The following is a 15864-nucleotide window of genomic DNA, read 5'->3' on the forward strand; positions in this document are numbered from 1 at the left end:
CAGAAGTTGGGCCTGACCTGACACCATCATTGCTCAAGCTGGCCTCATCGCTGGCAAGCCAGCTCCCACAGGGTGTGTTCAGGCAACACTCCCGATGAAATTCGCCAGCTCCGGCGTTTGCGGTGCGTCGAACAGTACCTTCGGATCGCCCATCTCATGCACCTTGCCCTGGTGCATGAACACCAGCTTGTCGCCGACCTCACGGGCAAAGCGCATTTCGTGGGTGACCATCACCAGGGTCATGCCTTCCCGCGCCAGTTCGCGGACCACCGCCAGCACTTCGTTGACCAGCTCCGGGTCCAGCGCCGAGGTGATTTCATCGCACAACAGCACTTTCGGCGACATCGCCAGGGCCCGGGCGATGGCCACCCGCTGCTGCTGGCCACCGGAAAGCTGGTCGGGGAAGGCGTCGAAACGGTTGCCCAGGCCGACCCGGTCGAGCATGCGCTGCGCCAGCTCGCGGGCTTCGGCCTTGGGCGTCTTCTTCACCAGTTGCGGGGCGAGCATGACGTTCTCGCCGATGCTCAGGTGCGGGAACAGGTTGAACTGCTGGAAGATCATCCCGACCTTCTGTCGCAACGACCGCAGGTCGGCACGGGCGGCGTCGAGGTACTCGCCGTCCACCTCGATCACCCCGTCATTGATCGATTCGAGGCCGTTCAGGGTGCGCAGCAAGGTGCTCTTGCCCGAGCCGCTGCGGCCGATGATCGCCACCACCTCGCCTTGCTCGATGCTCAGGTCGACACCCTTGAGGACATGGTTGTCCCCGTAGTATTTGTGCAACGCGGACACTCTAACCAGCAGCATGCAGCCTCCTCTCCAGGTAACGCGCACCCAGGGACAATGGAAAACACAGGATGAAATAGCCCAGGGCAACCAGGCCGTAGATCAGGAAGGGTTCGAACGTGGCATTGGCCAGCATGCCGCCGGTCTTGGTCAGCTCGGTGAAACCGATGATCGAGGTCACCGCGGTGCCCTTGACCACCTGCACCGAAAAGCCGACGGTCGGCGCCACGGCGATACGCAGGGCTTGCGGCAGGATCACATGGCGCAGTTGCTCGTAGCGGTTCAGCGCCAGGCTCGAGCCGGCCTCCCATTGCCCGCGCGGGATCGACTCGACGCAGCCGCGCCAGATCTCGGCGAGGAAAGCGCTGGTGAACAGGGTCAAGGCCACTGCCGCCGCCATCCAGGCCGAGACGTCGATGCCGAACAGGGCAATGCCGAAGAACACCATGAACAGTTGCATCAGCAGTGGCGTGCCCTGGAACAGCTCGATATAGCAGCGGGCAAGCACGCGCAGGCTGGCATTTTCCGAGATTCGTGCCAGCAGCATCAGCAAACCGCCCAGGCCGCCGCAGACGAAGGCCACCAGCGACAGCAGCAGGGTCCACTGCAGGCCGACCAGCAGGTTGCGGACGATGTCCCACAAGGTGAATTCCATCAGCCTCTCCTCAGGATCAGGCGCCGGCCCAGTAGGTTGAGCACCTGGCGCACGGCGATGGCCATCAGCAGGTACACCAGGGTGGTCAGCAGGTAGGTTTCGAACGCGCGGAAGTTGCGCGACTGGATGAAGTTGGCGGCGAACGACAACTCTTCGGTCGCAATCTGCGAGCACACCGCCGAACCCAGCATGACGATCACGATCTGGCTCGACAGCGCCGGCCAGACCCGCGCCAGGGCAGGGCGCAGGATCACATGGCGGAAGGTCTCGACCCGGCTCAGGGCCAGGGCCGCCGCGGCTTCCAGCTGACCCCGCGGTATCGCCTGGATGCCGGCGCGGATGATCTCGGTGGAATAGGCGCCCAGGTTGATGATCATGGCCAGCACCGCGGCCTGCCATTCCGTCATGCGCAGGCCCAGGGCCGGGAGGCCGAAGAAGATGAAGAACAGCTGGACGATGAAGGGTGTGTTGCGGATCAGTTCCACGTACGCCGCGAATACCCAGTTGAACGGACGCAGTTGCCAGGCGCGGGCCACCGCGCCAAGGATGCCCACGGCCACGCCGGCCACGGTGCCGATCAGGGTCAGCTCGAGGGTGAACAGCGCACCCTTGAGCAGCAGGTCACCCTGGGCCAGCACTGCAGCGAAATCGAATTGATAGGCCATGCGCAAGGGCTCACTGGAAGTCGGCGGGCAGCGGTTGCTTCAGCCATTTCTCGGCGTTGGCGTTGAGGCTGCCATCGTTGCGGGCTTCGGTGAGGATCGCGTTGACCTTCTCGCGCAGCGCCGGCTGCTCCTTGCTCATGCCGACGTACACCGGCGAGTCCTTGAGCTTGACCTTGAGCACCGGCACCTTCTTCGGATTCTTCTCGGCGATCGCTGCCATCACCACGCTGCCGCTGGCAATCAGATCGACCTGGCCGGACAGGTAGGCGGCGATGGTCGAGTTGTTGTCCTCGAAGCGCTTGATGGTGGTGCCCTGCGGGGCCACGGCACTGAGCTCCATGTCCTCGATGGCGCCGCGGGTCACGCTGATGGTCTTGCCAGCCAGGGCCTCGACCTTGTCGATGCTGCTGTCTTCGGGGCCGAACACGCCGAGGTAGAAGGGCGCGTAGGGCAGGGAGAAGTCCACCACCTTCTCGCGCTCGGGGTTCTTGCCCAGGCTCGAGATCACCAGGTCGACCTTGCCGGTGGTGAGGAAGGGAATGCGGTTGGTGCTGTTGACCGGGGTCAGGGCCAGCCTCACCCCGAGCTTGTCGGCCAGCAGTTGCGCGGTGTCGATATCCAGGCCGCGTGGCTTGAGGTCCGGGCCGACCGAGCCGAACGGCGGGAAGTCCTGGGGCACGGCGACCTTGAGCACGCCGCGCTGGGTGATGTCGCCGAGCACATCGGCCTGGGCGCCGAGGGCGCTGCCGCAGAGGAGGGTGGCAAGCAGGAGTTTGCGGAAGGAAATCATGGTCGGTGCCTCGCAGCGGAAAGGTGTGTTTCCGGCTATTGCAGCCGCCGTGCCAGCCTGCGGGGAAACCATGGAAACGGGCTGGAAAGCAGGTGTTGTGCGGTATTACTGGTCTGAACAGTTGCGGGTCGTTCCGGCATCCTGTGCCCCGAGAAAAGGCAGGCGCCACGGGCCTGCGCCAGGATGGAGCGAAACTTGCGCAGCAGGTGGGAAAGGACGTAAAACAGCGCATCTTCCGTTCCGACTGGTCTGAACACATGTTCGAAACCCCCACCCGCAGCGCCGTCCCGGAGCAGGCCGTGCAGGCTATCCAGCAACTGATCCGCGAAGGCGGATTCCAGGCTGGCGATGCCCTGCCATCGCAGCGCGACCTGGCGGAGCGATTGGGTGTCAGCCGGGCGTCACTGCGCGAAGCGCTATCGTCCCTGAGCGCGCTGGGCGTGGTCAGCGTGCAGCCGGGCAAGGGCGTGTTCGTACAGGCGGCGAAGCCGCTGCCGGCTAGTGAATCACCCTGGTTCGCCTGGCCTTTCGCCGCCCAGATCGGTGCGGCGGATACCTTCCAGTTGCGCTACGTGCTGGAAGGCTTCGCCGCCGGCCAGGCCGCCAATGCCCTGACCGCCGATGACCTCGATGCCCTTGAGGTGAATGTCGAGGCCATGCGCGTGGAACTGCGGGCGGGCAATTTCGAGGCGGCGGCGCAGCTGGATTTCGCCTTCCACCGCCGTCTGCTGGAGGCCGGCGGCAACCTGGCGATGCTGCATATCGTCACCAGCAGTGAAGCGATCTTCGTCGAAAGCCAGAAACTGCCGTTCATCCGTCCCGAGCGCGCCATGGAAACCTGGCAGGAACACCGCAAGATCCTCCGCGCCCTGGCCCGGCACGCGCCCGCTGCAGCGCAGAAGGCCATGCAGGAACATATCCGCAATGCTGCAGCGCGTTGCGGGATCGTGTTTGCTGCCTAGGTTTCCAGCGCAAACCCCTCGCAATGATGCGACATTGCGCAGTTTGTGGAAGTCGCTGGAGGAGGTGAGGCTGCCATGGACCCTGTGGGAGCTGGCTTGCCAGCGATTTGGCCCTATCCGACAACATCATTGCCCAGACCGGCCTCATCGCTGGCAAGCCAGCTCCCACAGGGCCTCACGATGGTTGCAGTATCAGCTCCACCTCATGCTCCACCGGAAAATTCACCGACCGCGCAATGAAGCACTTCTGATGCGCCAGTCGATGCAGCGAGCGTGCCTGCTCCAGGTCCGTGCCGGGTGCCAGGGTCACCTTCGGTTTCAGGGTCACGGAGGTGAATTGCCCGGCACCGTTGGCTTCTTCGACCATCTCGCCTTCGGCGCGATCTTCATAGGCCTGGACCACGATCCCGGCCTCGGCGCACAGCCCCAGGTACCACAGCTTGTGGCAGGCGGAAAGCGAGGCCAGCAGCAACTCCTCCGGATTCCAGCGCGCTGGATCGCCGCGGAAGGCCGGGTCCGACGAGCCTTCGATCGCCGGCTTGCCCTCCGCCTGGAGCAGATGGTTACGGCTGTAGCCACGGTAGGACGCGGTTCCCGCGCCCTGGTTGCCGATCCAGGTAACGGTGACGGCGTAGTGGTGGTGTTTTTCGGCCATGGGCTTCGTCCTGAAAATGAGCGGAAATCCAGCCTACGCCCTGAGTGCACAATCGTGAAATCTGCAGCAGGGTCATAGGGCCATTGCAGGGTTGCAATGAGCGACCTTGAGCTTCCAAGGCTGGAGCACTCAATAATGTCGGCGTCAAATGGCGCAATGCGGCCTATCGGTCCAGCTTCGCCCGTGGCGCGGACGAGAACCGTCTGATCATTTCCTATACCTTGCCGATCTGGTAAGCCAATTCAGAGACGACACGGACCCTGTGGGAGCGGGTTTACCCGCGATTGCGGTAGTGGATTCACCATCGTAATCGCGGGTGAACCCGCTCCCACAGGGTCCGTGTCCAGCCAAGAAGATTTCCCATGACTGCCGTGACCCCCGCCATCCTCAACGACCTCGCCCCCGACGGCATCCTCCGCGCCGCGATCAACCTCGGCAACCCGGTCCTCGCCCAGCGCGGCCCGGACGGCGAGCCCCAGGGTGTTTCCGTGGCCCTGGCCAAGGCGCTGGCCGAAGAACTGGGAGTCACCCTGGAAATGCGCACCTTCGACGCTGCCGGCAAGGTCTTCGCCGCCCTCGAAGACAATGCCTGGACCGTCGCCTTCCTTGCCATCGAGCCTGTGCGCGAGGCGCAGATCCATTTCAGCGCGCCCTACGTGCTGATCGAAGGCACCTACCTGGTGAAAAAAGACGCGCCGTTCCAGCATGTGGAGCAGCTCGACCAGCCCGGTTTGCGCCTGGCGGTAGGCGAGGGCGCTGCCTACGATCTGTACCTGAGTCGCACCTTGCAGCATGCGCAACTGGCGCGGGCCGGCACTTCGGCCGGGGCCGTGGACCTGTTTATCGAGCAGAATCTCGACGCTGCGGCCGGTGTGCGCCAGCCGCTGGAGAAGGTCGCCGCCGCCGATTCCCGCTTTCGGGTGCTGAACGGTGCATTTACTGCCATTCGTCAAGCTATGGCAGTGCCGAAAAGGTGCGACAATGGCGCCGTCTTTGTAAGTGACTTTATCCAGCGTTGCTTACGTCAAGACTTCGTCCGTGCCGCTTTGCTGGCGACCGGGCAGCCTGATGTCAGTGCCCCGCGCTGACCGCTCAACCCTTTTTCCCTGATCCTGCAATCCCATTTGAGGTAGCAAGCAAGATGGCCAAGGCCGCCGATGTCGTTGTGCAATGCCTGGAAAACGAAGGTGTCGAGTATGTGTTCGGCATTCCCGGTGAGGAAAACCTCGACCTGCTGGAATCCCTGCGCAAGTCGAAGATCAAGCTGGTGCTGACCCGCCACGAACAGTCCGCCGGCTTCATGGCCGCCACCTATGGCCGCCTGACCGGCAAGACCGGCGTCAGCCTGTCGACCCTCGGTCCTGGCGCGACCAACCTGGTGACCGCTGGCGCCTATGCCTACCTCGGCGGCATGCCGATGCTGATGATCACCGGCCAGAAGCCGATCAAGAAGTCCAAGCAGGGTCGCTTCCAGATCATCGACGTGTGCGGGATGATGGACCCCATCACCAAGTACACTCACCAGTTCGCTTCGGCCGACAACATCCCTTCGCGCATGCGTGAAGCCTTCCGCCTGGCGGAAGAAGAGAAGCCAGGCGCTGTGCACCTGGAACTGCCGGAAGACATCGCCGCCGAGCAGACCGACGTGCTGCCGATCCCGCCTAGCCTGCATCGCCGTCCGCTGGCCGAGCACGTGGCCATCGAGGCTGCCATCGACAAGCTGCGCACCGCGCGCAGCCCGATCCTGGTGATCGGTGCCGGTGCCAACCGCAAGATGACCGCCAAGGTCCTGACCCAGCTGATCGAGAAGACCGGCATTCCGTTCGTCACCACCCAGCTGGGCAAGGGCGTGGTCGATGAGCGCAACCCGCGCTTCCTGGGCAACGCGGCGCTGTCCTCCGGTGACTTCGTGCACCGTGCGGTCGAAGCGGCCGACCTGATCATCAACATCGGCCACGACGTGATCGAGAAGCCGCCGTTCTTCATGGTCCGTGGCGGCACCGAGGTCATCCACATCAACTTCCGTTCTGCCGAAGTCGATGCCGTGTACTTCCCGCAGATCGAAGTGATCGGCGATATCGCCAACGCCGTATGGCAGATCGGCGAAGGCCTGGGCGACGTGTCGCACTGGGACTTCACCCGCCTGATGGCGATTCGCGAAGCCAACGAAGCGCAGATCGCCGAAGGCAAGGACGACGACCGCTTCCCGGTGTACCCGCAGCGCCTGGTCGCCGACATCCGTCGCGCCCTGCCGTCCGAAGGCATCGTTGCCCTGGACAACGGCATCTACAAGATCTGGTTCGCCCGCAACTACAAGGCGCACAAGCCCAACACCGTACTGCTCGACAACGCCCTGGCAACCATGGGCGCGGGCCTGCCGTCGGCCATGGCTTCGCACCTGGTGTACCCGGATCGTCCGGTCATCGCCGTGTGCGGCGATGGTGGCTTCATGATGAACAGCCAGGAGCTGGAAACCGCCGTGCGTCTGGGCATGCACGTCACCGTGGTGATCCTGCGCGACGACGGCTACGGCATGATCCGCTGGAAGCAGGCGAACATGGGCTTCACCGACTTCGGCCTGGACTACGGCAACCCCGACTTCGTCAAGTACGCCGAAGCCTACGGTGCCAACGGCCACCGGGTGGAAAGCGCGGCGGGCCTGCTGCCGCTGCTGGAGCACTGCATCAAGACCCCGGGCGTGCACGTGATCGACTGCCCGGTCGACTACAGCGAGAACGATCGCATCCTCAACAGCGAACTGCGTGAGCGCGCCCTGGCCGTTTAAGCTGCTTCGACGTTGAACGCGAACGCCGCTTTCCGGAGTCCGGAAAGCGGCGTTTTTCATTTCATTTAGCGGTGAAGCCGGCGAAGCGCTTGTTGAAGCCCGCCACACGGCCTTCGCTCTTGGCCTTGCGTTCCTGGCCGGTGTAGATCGGGTGGGAGGCACTGGAAACGTCGAGGGTGACGTAGGGATAGGTATTGCCGTCGCTGTGGACATAGGTCTTGTCGGTATCGACAGTGGAGCCGATCAGCCAGAAAGCATTGGCGCTGGTGTCGTGGAACAGGACAGGGCGGTAGGCGGGATGGATGCCGGGTTTCATGAGGGACTCCAGTTGATACGATATAAAGTAACGAAATGCTATTTGATATCGAATCTCATTTCAACCCTGGCTTTATGGGTGTTCTCTCGGGCGTAATCGCTGGCAAGCCAGCTCTCATAGAACAAAACATAACTCTTTGATTTGCAGGGACTTTGTGGGAGCGGGTTTACCCGCGATTGCTATGGTGAACTCACTACCGCAGTCGCGGGTGAACCCGCTCCCACAGGGTACGCGTCGTGCTTTGAAAACGGTTCTCTGCGCGACAGCGCAGCCTGAAAGGCTGGGCTGACTCCCACAGGAACACTGTGGGAGCTGGCTTGCCAGCGATGGGATCGACCCGGTATCAAGCCGGGCTGAACAGCCGGATCTCCCGAATCACGCGTGCCGCGCCTGCAACACCGGCTCGTCGGCACCTGCCGGGCGCGACACCAGTGCCGCGATCGCCGCGAGCAACGACAGCCCGCCGATAAAGCACGCCACCGGAATCCAGTCGTTGCCATCGCTCATCAGCGCGTAGCACAGGCTTGGCGAGAAGCCGGAGATGATGAAGCTCAACTGGGTCGCCAGGCCGACGCCGGTGTAGCGCACGCGGATGCTGAACATCTCGGCGTAGAACGACGGCCACAAGGCGTTCGGTGCGCTGTACAGCACGCCCTTGAGCAGTACGGTGCTGAACAGGATCAGGCCAAGGTTGCCGGTGCTGATCGACCAGAGGAACAGGAATACCCCGGCACAGCAGGCCAGCGAGCCGATGGCGAAGATGCGCTTGCGTCCGATGCGGTCGGCCAGCAGGCCGAACAGCGGCTGGCAGATCAGCGCCACGACCTGGCTGGCGGCGATGGCGCTGAGCATCGATGGACGATCGACGTTCTGGTTGTTGGTCGCCCAGGACAGCCCGAAGATCATCACCAGTGACGACACCGCACAGATCAGCGCGCAGCTGAACACGGTGAAGAACGCGCGGCGCTCCTTGTTGAACAGCTCGGCCACCGGCAGGCGCCGTGCGGCCGGCTTGCTCGCCTTGAATTCCGGGCTTTCCTCCACGCCGCGGCGGATCAGCCAGGTGATGACCACCATCACCGCACTGAGCAGGAAGGGAATCCGCCAGCCCCAGGCCAGCAGCTGTTCCTGGCTGAGCATGGACAGCGGTATGAACACCGACGTGGCGAGGATCGAGCCCATCGAAGCGCCATTGATCAGCCAGCTGGTGTAGAAGGTTTTGCTCTTGCCAGGGGCGTGCTCCATGGTCAGCAGGCTGGCACCGACCTGTTCGCCGCCGGCGGAGAAACCTTGCAGCAGGCGGCAGAACACCAGCAATGCTGGGGCCCAGGGGCCGATGCTCGCATAGGTGGGCAGCAAGCCGATGGCAAAGGTGGCCAGGCCCATCAGCAGCAGGGTCATCATCAGCACCTGCTTGCGTCCGATGCGGTCGCCCAGGTGGCCGCAGACCAGCGCACCGACGGGCCGGGCGATATAGCCCACGCCAAAGGTCGCCAGGGCCGCGAGGGTACCGGCCATCGGGTCGCCGGAGGGGAAGAACAGCGTGCTGAACACCAGTGCCGCAGCCGAGCCGTAGATGAAGAAGTCGTAGTACTCGACAACGCTGCCGAGGAAGCTGCCGAACGCAGCCCGGCGCGCCATGCGCCGGTTTTCGGGATGGGGAGTGGTCATAGCGAACCTTTCTTGTAGTTGTGGTGGTCGGGTAAGGCGGGTCTCAGTTGCCGAAGGGCGCCAGCTGGCTGCCGCCGCAGACATGAATGACTTCGGCGGTGATGAAGGCGGCGTCCTCCGAAGCCAGGAAAGCGGTGGTGCCGGCGATGTCCTGCGGGGTGGCCAGGCGCTTGAGGGGGGTGTTGTTGATCGAGCCCCGGGCCATGCGCTCGAAGCTTTCCGTATCGCGGCCATCGAGGGTGAAGGCCGACGGCAGCAGGCCCGGGGCGATGGCGTTGACGGTCACGTTGTCCGGCGCCAGTTCCCGTGCCATGGAGCGGGTCAGGCCGACCAGCCCGGCCTTGCAGGCCACATAGGCAGGCGGTCCACCGGCGACCCAGCAGCGCGAGACGATATTGATCACCCGGCCGCTGGCCTGGGTTTTCCAGTACGGCGCGACCTTCTGGCACAGCAGGGCCGGGCCGCGCAGGTTGACGGCCATCATGTGGTCCCATTGCGCCGGATCGAAATCATGCAGCGAGCCGCGATGATTGACTGCGGCATTGTTCACCACCACATCGATACGTCCGAAGGCGCCGCCGCCCACTTCCACCAGGGCAGCGATGGAGGCGGCGTCGCCCAGGTCGGCGTGCACGGCGATGGCGCGTTGTCCCTCGGCCAGCGGCAGGCTGTCGACCAGGGTTCGGGCGGCGTCCAGGTTGATATCCGCAGCGATCAGGTCGAGGCCGTCGTGGCTCAGGCGCTGGCAGATGGCGCGGCCCAGCTCGCCGGCGGCGCCGGTGACCAGGGCAACACGGCGGGGGATGTGGGGCAGGTTCATTTGCAGGGTACCTCCGGGGTGGAAACAGGGGCGACCGGCGTATCCAGGTCGAGATAGCGGCAGATCAGGTCGCGGTTGCGCAGCAGCTTGTGGGCGTCGGGCCAGGTGGTGTCGAAGTCTTCGATCGACAGCCAGTCGGCGAAACCGTGCGCGGCCAGGGTCTGCAGCATGCTGCGCAGGGGCAGCACGCCCTGGTCCGGCGGGCACCATTCCCAGCGCCAGCCCAGGTCGTCGGCCTGGGCCACCCAGGCCACGTTCTTCACCTGCACATGGGCCAGGTACTCACCCATCAGGTCGAGGGACAGGCGCACATCCTCGCGGCCTTCGATGGCCAGGTTGCCCAGGTCGTAGATGATTCCGAGGTGTTGCGCCGGGTAGTGTTCGGCGATGCGCATGGCCAGGGACGGGCTGGAGCAGATGGTGCGCTGATGCACCTCCAGCGCCAGGCGTACGCCGGCCGCTTCGGCGCGCGGCAGCAAGCGGTCGAGGAAGCGACGCATGCGCGCGCTGGCTTCGCTGTAGCGCTCGTTCTCGTAGCCCGGCGCCCACAGGCGCAGGCGGGCATTGCCGGCCAGGGCAGCGAGGTCGATCAGGCGCAAGGCCTGCTCCACATCGCCCACTGGCAGGTAGGGGCTCAGGCCAAAGATCTCCAGGCCATTGGCCTGGCATTGCTGGCGGATGCGGGCGATGGCCTGCTCGCAGGGGGGCAGCGTGCAGCGGTTGTTACTGCGTGCATCCCAGGCACGACGGGTGTCCAGGTTGTCGATATCGGCGACCCGCCATTCGACGCCCTGATAACCCAGGCGGGCGAGTTCGTCCACCAGCGCCTCGGGAGCGAGGCTGGGCAACGAGGCACTGGAAACGCCCAGGCGAGGGCGGGCTTGAGTCATGGCGAGGGAATCCTTGTTGATGATGGAGAGGATGCTAGATGAAGTTACTGGTTGATTAAATTGATATAAAAGCGCTACCTGGTTAACTTGTAGGTTGATTAACTTCCGGGGCATCCAGTGAATCTTTCCACCCTCAGCCTGCGCCACTTCCGTGTATTTCTTGCCGTGGTCAGCTCCGGCAGCCTCGCCACCGCCGCGCGCTTGCTGCATATCACCCTGTCGGCGGTTTCCAAGAGCATCAAGGAACTGGAGCAGGAGCTGGGCTCGCAACTGCTGGTGCGCGGGCGCAAGGGCGTGCAGTTGACCCGCGCCGGCGAGGCGTTCCACAAGCACGCGGCGCAGGCCATGGCCAGTTTTCGCATGGCCTTGGAGGAGGGGCAGGTGCAGCCCCAGGCGCCGCAGGTGCTGAGGGTCGGCGCCTTGCCGACGGCGGCGGGCTACATGCTGGCGCCGGTGATCGCGCAGATGCGCCAGCGTTTTCCGCAGATCCAGGTGCAGGTGCTGGCCGGTGTCTACGACTTTCTCGTCGGCAAGCTGCGCACCCATGAGCTGGACCTGATCGTCGGACGCCTGATCGGGCGCGACATGCTCGGCGTAGTCTTCGAGGCACTGTACGAAGAAGACCTGCTGCTGGTGGTGCGCAGCGGGCACCCGCTGGCGGCGCGGGAAAGGCTCATGCTGGAGGATTTGCGGCCCTATGTGCTGCTGGTTTCGCCCCAGGGCACGCTGGTGCGGATCAGCGTCGACAACTTCCTGCTGTCCAGTGGCGCGGAGGAAGGGTTTACCATCCAGGAGTCGCTGAGCGAGACGTTTTCACGGGTGTATGTGCAGGACTACGACGGGGTGTGGTTCGTCCAGCGTGGGGTGGTGGATCTGGATCTGCGGCTGGGGATCGTCAAGGCCTTGCCATTCAGCAGCACCTTGCTGCGCGCGCCGATCGGCCTCACCACGCCGACGGACCGGCCGTTGTCGGAAGCGGCGCAGGTGTTTGCGGGGTTGTTGCGGGAGTGGTGTGCCCCTCAGGTTTCAAGGTGATCTTGCGGGCCTCATCGCTGGCAACACAGGTCTTTCAGGCCTCCATGACGGGCTTCAACAAGGCCTGTGCCTCATACAGCGGCATCAGATACCGCCGCCGCATTTCCTCCAGGCTGATCCTTGAAGCATGGGTGGTGATGGTCAAGGTCGAGCGCAACACCCCATGCCGATCCACCAGCGGTACCCCCAGCACGCGCATGCCCACCTCGAATTCCTGGTCCACCTCGGCATATCCCTGGGCCGCCACACGGCGCAGTTCCTCACGCAAGGCCTGCTCATCGACACAGGTATGCGGCGTCAGCCCACGCAGTTCGACCCGGGCGAAATACGCCGCCAGTTCCTCCTCCGCCAAGGACGCCAGCCAGATTCGCCCGCCAGCGGTGCAATACAGCGGCAAGCGCGACCCGGGCCGGATCGATAGCGAGGCGATGTGGCTGTACCGGCTGCGCACGATATGCACGATCTCGTCGCCGTCGCGGGTGCCCACCGACACATGCTCCTGGGTGGTACGCGCCACCTGTTCCACCACCGGTCGCAGCATCCTTGGCAGTTGGGCCGAATCCACATAGGCCTGGCCGATGCGCAGCGCCTTGGGTGTCAGCCAGTAGTGACGACCATCGGTTTCGACGAACGCCTCATGCACCAGCGTCAGCAGGAAGCGTCGCGCCGCACTCGGGGTCAGGCCGGACAGGCGCGCCGCCTCGGGCACGCTGAGCTTTGGTTGATCGACGCTGAACAGCTGCATCAACGCCAGCCCCTTCTGCAGGCCGACGATCAGGTCACGGGCATGGATCTCGGGCTGGGCCATGGCCTGGCGCTCCGTTGATTTGCTGAAAGACTGCGATTATCGCAGCGATACAGCGAATAACAACCGAAACGACGATCTGCGCCATTGGCCCTGGCGGCGTCGAACCGCACCCTTGCAGCACAACAACACCGATCCTTTGGAGGTCAGCATGCTGCACGGCTCCACCGAACTGGTGGCGATCGTTGGGTCGCCCATAACCCAGGTCAAATCTCCGGAAAACTTCAACCGCTGGTTCCAGGCCAACCGCCAGGACCTGGCGATGTTGCCCATCGATATCCGCGAAGACGCCCTCGACGCCTTTATCGACACCCTGCGCGGATGGCGGAACCTGCGCGGCGTGGTGGTCACCGTGCCCTACAAGCAGGTGCTGGCCGGGCGTCTCGATGAAGTGAGCGAGCGGGCGGCGGCGCTGGGCACGGTAAACGTGATCCGCCGCCAGGCCGATGGCCGCCTGCTGGGCGATAACGTCGACGGCGAGGGCTTTCTCAATGCGGCCTGCCTCAACGGTTTCCAGGCCCGGGGCAAGCGTGCCCTGGTGATCGGTGCCGGCGGCGTAGGCAGCGCCATCGCCTGGTCGCTGTGCCAGGCCGGGGTCGCCTCGCTGGTGCTTGCCGATGCCAGCGCCGCCCGGTGTGAACGCCTTGCCGGGTTGCTGGGCAAGGCCTTCGCCGAGGTGCGCCTCGAGATCGGCTACGAATCGCTGGAACGCTTCGACCTGCTGGTCAACGCCACCCCGGCAGGCATGGGCGGCACCGGTGAGTTGCCGCTGCCTGCGGCGCTGCTGGAAGGCCTGCGTGCCAGCACCCTGGTTGCCGATGTGGTCACTTCGCCGGAGATCACCCCCTTGCTTGCCGCCGCCCGCGAACGCGGCTGCGCGATCCAGACCGGTGCACAGATGGCCTTCGCCCAGCTTGGCAACCTCGGTCATTTCATGGGCGTCACGCCCCTGCAGTTGTGAGGGTCGGCACGATGAACACAGCAACCCGCTTTCCGCCAGAGGGCGACGCGCAGTTCGACCTGATCGTGCTGGGCAGTGGCGCGGCCGGCTTCGCTGCGGCAGCCACCGCCGCACGCAAGGGCCTCAAGGTACTGATGGTGGAAAAGGCCGGGCAGTTCGGCGGCACCTCGGCGATCTCGGGGGGCGCGGTGTGGATACATGGCACCGACCAGGCCCGTGCCGCCGGGGCCGAGGACAGCCCCGAAGCCATGCGCCGCTACCTGCACAAGACCATCGGCCCGGGCTACAACGCCGAACTGGTAGAGGCCTATATCGAGCAGGGGCGGCAAGCGCTGCACTGGCTGGAGGCCAATACCGAGCTCAAGTACGCCCTGCGTCCACTGTCGCCGGATTACTACCCGGACGAGGAGGGCGCCACCGATCGCGGGCGGGCACTCGAGATTCTGGAGTACGACGGGCGTCGCCTCGGCGCGCATTTCAACGACCTGAAGATGCCGCCGGCGGGGATGCTGCTGTTCGGCGCGATGATGGTCAATCGCGTGGATATCCAGCACTTCCTCAGCTTCCGGCGCTCGCCGCGTTCGTTGCTGCATTGCCTGAAACTGATGGGACGCTATGCCATCGACCGTATCAGCCATCCTCGTGGTACCCGGCTGACCACGGGCAACGCGCTGATCGCCAGGCTGGCGACCAGTGCCTTCGAGCATGGCGTGACCCTGTGGCTGGACAGCCGTACCGAGGAACTGATCGTCGAGAACGGCGTCGTGGTGGGCGCTGTTATCACCCGCGACGGTCGCCAGCATCGCGTGCTGTCCCGTGGCGGCGTGGTCTGCGCCACCGGTGGTTTCGCCGCCGCGCCGCAAGCGGCGGCGCAGCGCCCGGATACCGGTAGTGCGCACCTGAGCATGTCGCCGCCGACCAACACCGGCGACGGCCTGCACCTGGCCCAGGCGACCGGCGCGGTACTGGGGCAGGGACTGGCGGCCAACTTCTTCTGGGCGCCTGTCTCCGAAGTCACCCACAAGAACGGCGAGCGCGAACGCTTTCCCCACCTGGTCACCGACCGCGCCAAGCCAGGGGTGATCGCGGTCAACCGCAAGGGCGAGCGTTTCGTCAACGAGTCCGACTCCTATCACCATTTCGTCCAGCGCATGTTCGCCACGGGCAGCACGCCATGCTGGCTGGTCTGCGATGCCCAGGCCCTGGACAAGTACGGCCTGGGCCTGGCCCGGCCCAAGCCGGTGGACAACCAGGCGCTGATCGACGCCGGCTACCTGCTGCGTGCCGACAGTGCCGAGCAACTGGCGGCACGGGTCGGTATCGATCCGCAAGGCTTGCGCCGCACCCTTGACAGCTACAACCACGATGCCCGCGACGGCCTGGACCGTGCCTTCGGCAAGGGCGGCAATAGCTACAACCGCTACATGGGCGATCCCGGACACCAGCCGAACCCGTGCAACGCGCCGTTGCTAAAGGCGCCCTGGTACGCGATCCGCCTGCACACCGGTGACCTCGGCTCGGCCCGTGGCCTGGTCACCGACGGTCGGGCACGGGTACTGGATGCCAGCGGCATGCCGATCCCCGGCCTGTATGCCGCTGGCAACGACATGAATTCGCTGATGGATGGCACCTACCCGGGGCCGGGCATCACCCTTGGCCCCGGCCTGACCTTCGGCTGGCTCGCTGCCTGCGATGCCGCCGAACGGCTGGCCCACACCCCTTCGCTCACCCTGGAGAAATGACCATGTACTACGAACTGCGCACCTACACCCTGAGCCCGACCCGCATGGCCGACTGGCTGGCGCTGTACCAGAGCGATGCCCTGGCGGTGCAGACCGAGCACCTCGGCCAGTTGGTGGGTTTCTTCACCACCGAATTCGGCGAGGCCAACCAGGTGGTGCATATCTGGGCCTATGAAAGCCTCGACGATCGCAGCGCACGTCGCGCGAGGATGGCCGCCGATCCGCGCTGGGCCGAGTTCGGACGCAAGAACAAGGAACTGGGCGCCGTGCTGAAACTGGAGTCGCGGCTGCTGCGGCCCACCGGCTTTTCGCCGCTTAAATGAGTT

The 15864-nt window shown here is 64.7% G+C and carries 17 protein-coding genes and 1 pseudogene; 8 read left to right on the top strand and 10 right to left on the bottom strand.

Going from position 1 to position 15864, the window contains the following annotated elements; translation table 11 throughout:
- Positions 1–78 precede the first annotated feature (78 nt).
- Genes ACKLLE_RS05770 through ACKLLE_RS05785 form a run of 4 tightly spaced genes read right to left on the bottom strand, consistent with a single transcriptional unit; the run spans position 79 to position 2896 of the window.
- Complete coding sequence (locus tag ACKLLE_RS05770; RefSeq protein ID WP_420057157.1) at positions 79–807, bottom strand: amino acid ABC transporter ATP-binding protein; 729 nt, start codon at positions 805–807, stop codon at positions 79–81.
- A complete protein-coding gene (locus tag ACKLLE_RS05775) occupies positions 794–1444 on the bottom strand; it encodes an amino acid ABC transporter permease (protein WP_420057313.1) in 651 nt (216 codons plus the stop codon). The genes ACKLLE_RS05770 and ACKLLE_RS05775 overlap by 14 nt, the downstream gene beginning before the upstream one ends.
- Positions 1441–2106 (bottom strand): amino acid ABC transporter permease, encoded by a 666-nt coding sequence (locus ACKLLE_RS05780; RefSeq protein WP_420057159.1) that lies wholly within the window; start codon positions 2104–2106, stop codon positions 1441–1443. The genes ACKLLE_RS05775 and ACKLLE_RS05780 overlap by 4 nt, the downstream gene beginning before the upstream one ends.
- A gap of 10 nt (positions 2107–2116) precedes the next feature.
- On the bottom strand, positions 2117–2896 hold the full coding sequence (locus ACKLLE_RS05785) for a transporter substrate-binding domain-containing protein (RefSeq protein ID WP_420057160.1): 780 nt from the start codon (positions 2894–2896) through the stop codon (positions 2117–2119).
- Positions 2897–3153: 257 nt separating this feature from the next.
- Between ACKLLE_RS05785 and ACKLLE_RS05790 the strand changes: the two genes are divergently transcribed.
- Entirely contained in the window at positions 3154–3858 is a 705-nt protein-coding gene (locus ACKLLE_RS05790) for a FadR/GntR family transcriptional regulator (RefSeq protein WP_064302809.1), read from the top strand.
- Positions 3859–4033: 175 nt separating this feature from the next.
- Here ACKLLE_RS05790 and ACKLLE_RS05795 read toward each other — a convergent pair whose 3' ends face one another.
- Positions 4034–4513 (bottom strand): OsmC family protein, encoded by a 480-nt coding sequence (locus ACKLLE_RS05795; RefSeq protein WP_420057162.1) that lies wholly within the window; start codon positions 4511–4513, stop codon positions 4034–4036.
- Positions 4514–4629: 116 nt separating this feature from the next.
- On the opposite strand from ACKLLE_RS05795, the pseudogene ACKLLE_RS05800 reads away from it, so the two are divergent.
- The 3 genes and pseudogenes from ACKLLE_RS05800 to ACKLLE_RS05810 form a co-directional block, all read left to right on the top strand.
- A pseudogene (locus ACKLLE_RS05800) lies at positions 4630–4749 on the top strand (OprD family outer membrane porin); the annotation flags it as partial.
- A 126-nt stretch (positions 4750–4875) separates the two neighbouring features.
- Positions 4876–5601, top strand: coding sequence for a transporter substrate-binding domain-containing protein (locus ACKLLE_RS05805; protein WP_420057163.1), 726 nt, complete (start codon positions 4876–4878; stop codon positions 5599–5601).
- A gap of 53 nt (positions 5602–5654) precedes the next feature.
- Positions 5655–7298, top strand: a complete 1644-nt coding sequence (locus ACKLLE_RS05810; RefSeq protein ID WP_009401593.1) for an acetolactate synthase large subunit — start codon at positions 5655–5657, stop codon at positions 7296–7298.
- Positions 7299–7359: 61 nt separating this feature from the next.
- On the opposite strand, the gene ACKLLE_RS05815 is transcribed toward ACKLLE_RS05810, so the two are convergent.
- The 4 genes from ACKLLE_RS05815 to ACKLLE_RS05830 all read right to left on the bottom strand — a co-directional run bounded on the left by ACKLLE_RS05815 (position 7360) and on the right by ACKLLE_RS05830 (position 10995).
- On the bottom strand, positions 7360–7614 hold the full coding sequence (locus ACKLLE_RS05815; protein ID WP_420057164.1) for a type B 50S ribosomal protein L31: 255 nt from the start codon (positions 7612–7614) through the stop codon (positions 7360–7362).
- Positions 7615–7989: 375 nt separating this feature from the next.
- The gene (locus ACKLLE_RS05820) at positions 7990–9285 is read right to left on the bottom strand and encodes an MFS transporter (RefSeq protein WP_064302801.1); all 1296 of its coding nucleotides are present in this window, start codon (positions 9283–9285) and stop codon (positions 7990–7992) included.
- Between the two features lie 43 nt (positions 9286–9328).
- Complete coding sequence (locus ACKLLE_RS05825) at positions 9329–10105, bottom strand: SDR family NAD(P)-dependent oxidoreductase (RefSeq protein ID WP_420057165.1); 777 nt, start codon at positions 10103–10105, stop codon at positions 9329–9331.
- Entirely contained in the window at positions 10102–10995 is an 894-nt protein-coding gene (locus ACKLLE_RS05830) for a sugar phosphate isomerase/epimerase family protein (RefSeq protein WP_420057166.1), read from the bottom strand. Before ACKLLE_RS05830 ends, ACKLLE_RS05825 begins: the two co-directional genes overlap by 4 nt.
- 117 nt (positions 10996–11112) lie before the next feature.
- On the opposite strand from ACKLLE_RS05830, the gene ACKLLE_RS05835 reads away from it, so the two are divergent.
- A complete protein-coding gene (locus ACKLLE_RS05835) occupies positions 11113–12030 on the top strand; it encodes a LysR substrate-binding domain-containing protein (protein WP_420057167.1) in 918 nt (305 codons plus the stop codon).
- 34 nt (positions 12031–12064) lie between these two features.
- Here the strand turns inward: ACKLLE_RS05835 and ACKLLE_RS05840 are convergent, their stop codons facing one another.
- Complete coding sequence (locus tag ACKLLE_RS05840) at positions 12065–12838, bottom strand: IclR family transcriptional regulator domain-containing protein (RefSeq protein ID WP_009401587.1); 774 nt, start codon at positions 12836–12838, stop codon at positions 12065–12067.
- A 148-nt stretch (positions 12839–12986) separates the two neighbouring features.
- Between ACKLLE_RS05840 and ACKLLE_RS05845 the strand changes: the two genes are divergently transcribed.
- Genes ACKLLE_RS05845 through ACKLLE_RS05855 form a run of 3 tightly spaced genes read left to right on the top strand, consistent with a single transcriptional unit; the run spans position 12987 to position 15861 of the window.
- Positions 12987–13796 carry a shikimate dehydrogenase family protein gene (locus ACKLLE_RS05845; RefSeq protein WP_420057168.1) on the top strand — a complete coding sequence of 270 codons (810 nt, stop codon included), beginning with the start codon at positions 12987–12989 and terminating at the stop codon, positions 13794–13796.
- 11 nt (positions 13797–13807) lie between these two features.
- Positions 13808–15538, top strand: coding sequence for an FAD-dependent oxidoreductase (locus ACKLLE_RS05850; protein WP_420057169.1), 1731 nt, complete (start codon positions 13808–13810; stop codon positions 15536–15538).
- Positions 15539–15540: 2 nt separating this feature from the next.
- The gene (locus ACKLLE_RS05855) at positions 15541–15861 is read left to right on the top strand and encodes an NIPSNAP family protein (RefSeq protein ID WP_037060827.1); all 321 of its coding nucleotides are present in this window, start codon (positions 15541–15543) and stop codon (positions 15859–15861) included.
- Positions 15862–15864 lie beyond the last annotated feature (3 nt).

Origin of the sequence: Pseudomonas bharatica (assembly GCF_048586865.1) — a bacterium.
Classification (GTDB): domain Bacteria; phylum Pseudomonadota; class Gammaproteobacteria; order Pseudomonadales; family Pseudomonadaceae; genus Aquipseudomonas; species Aquipseudomonas bharatica.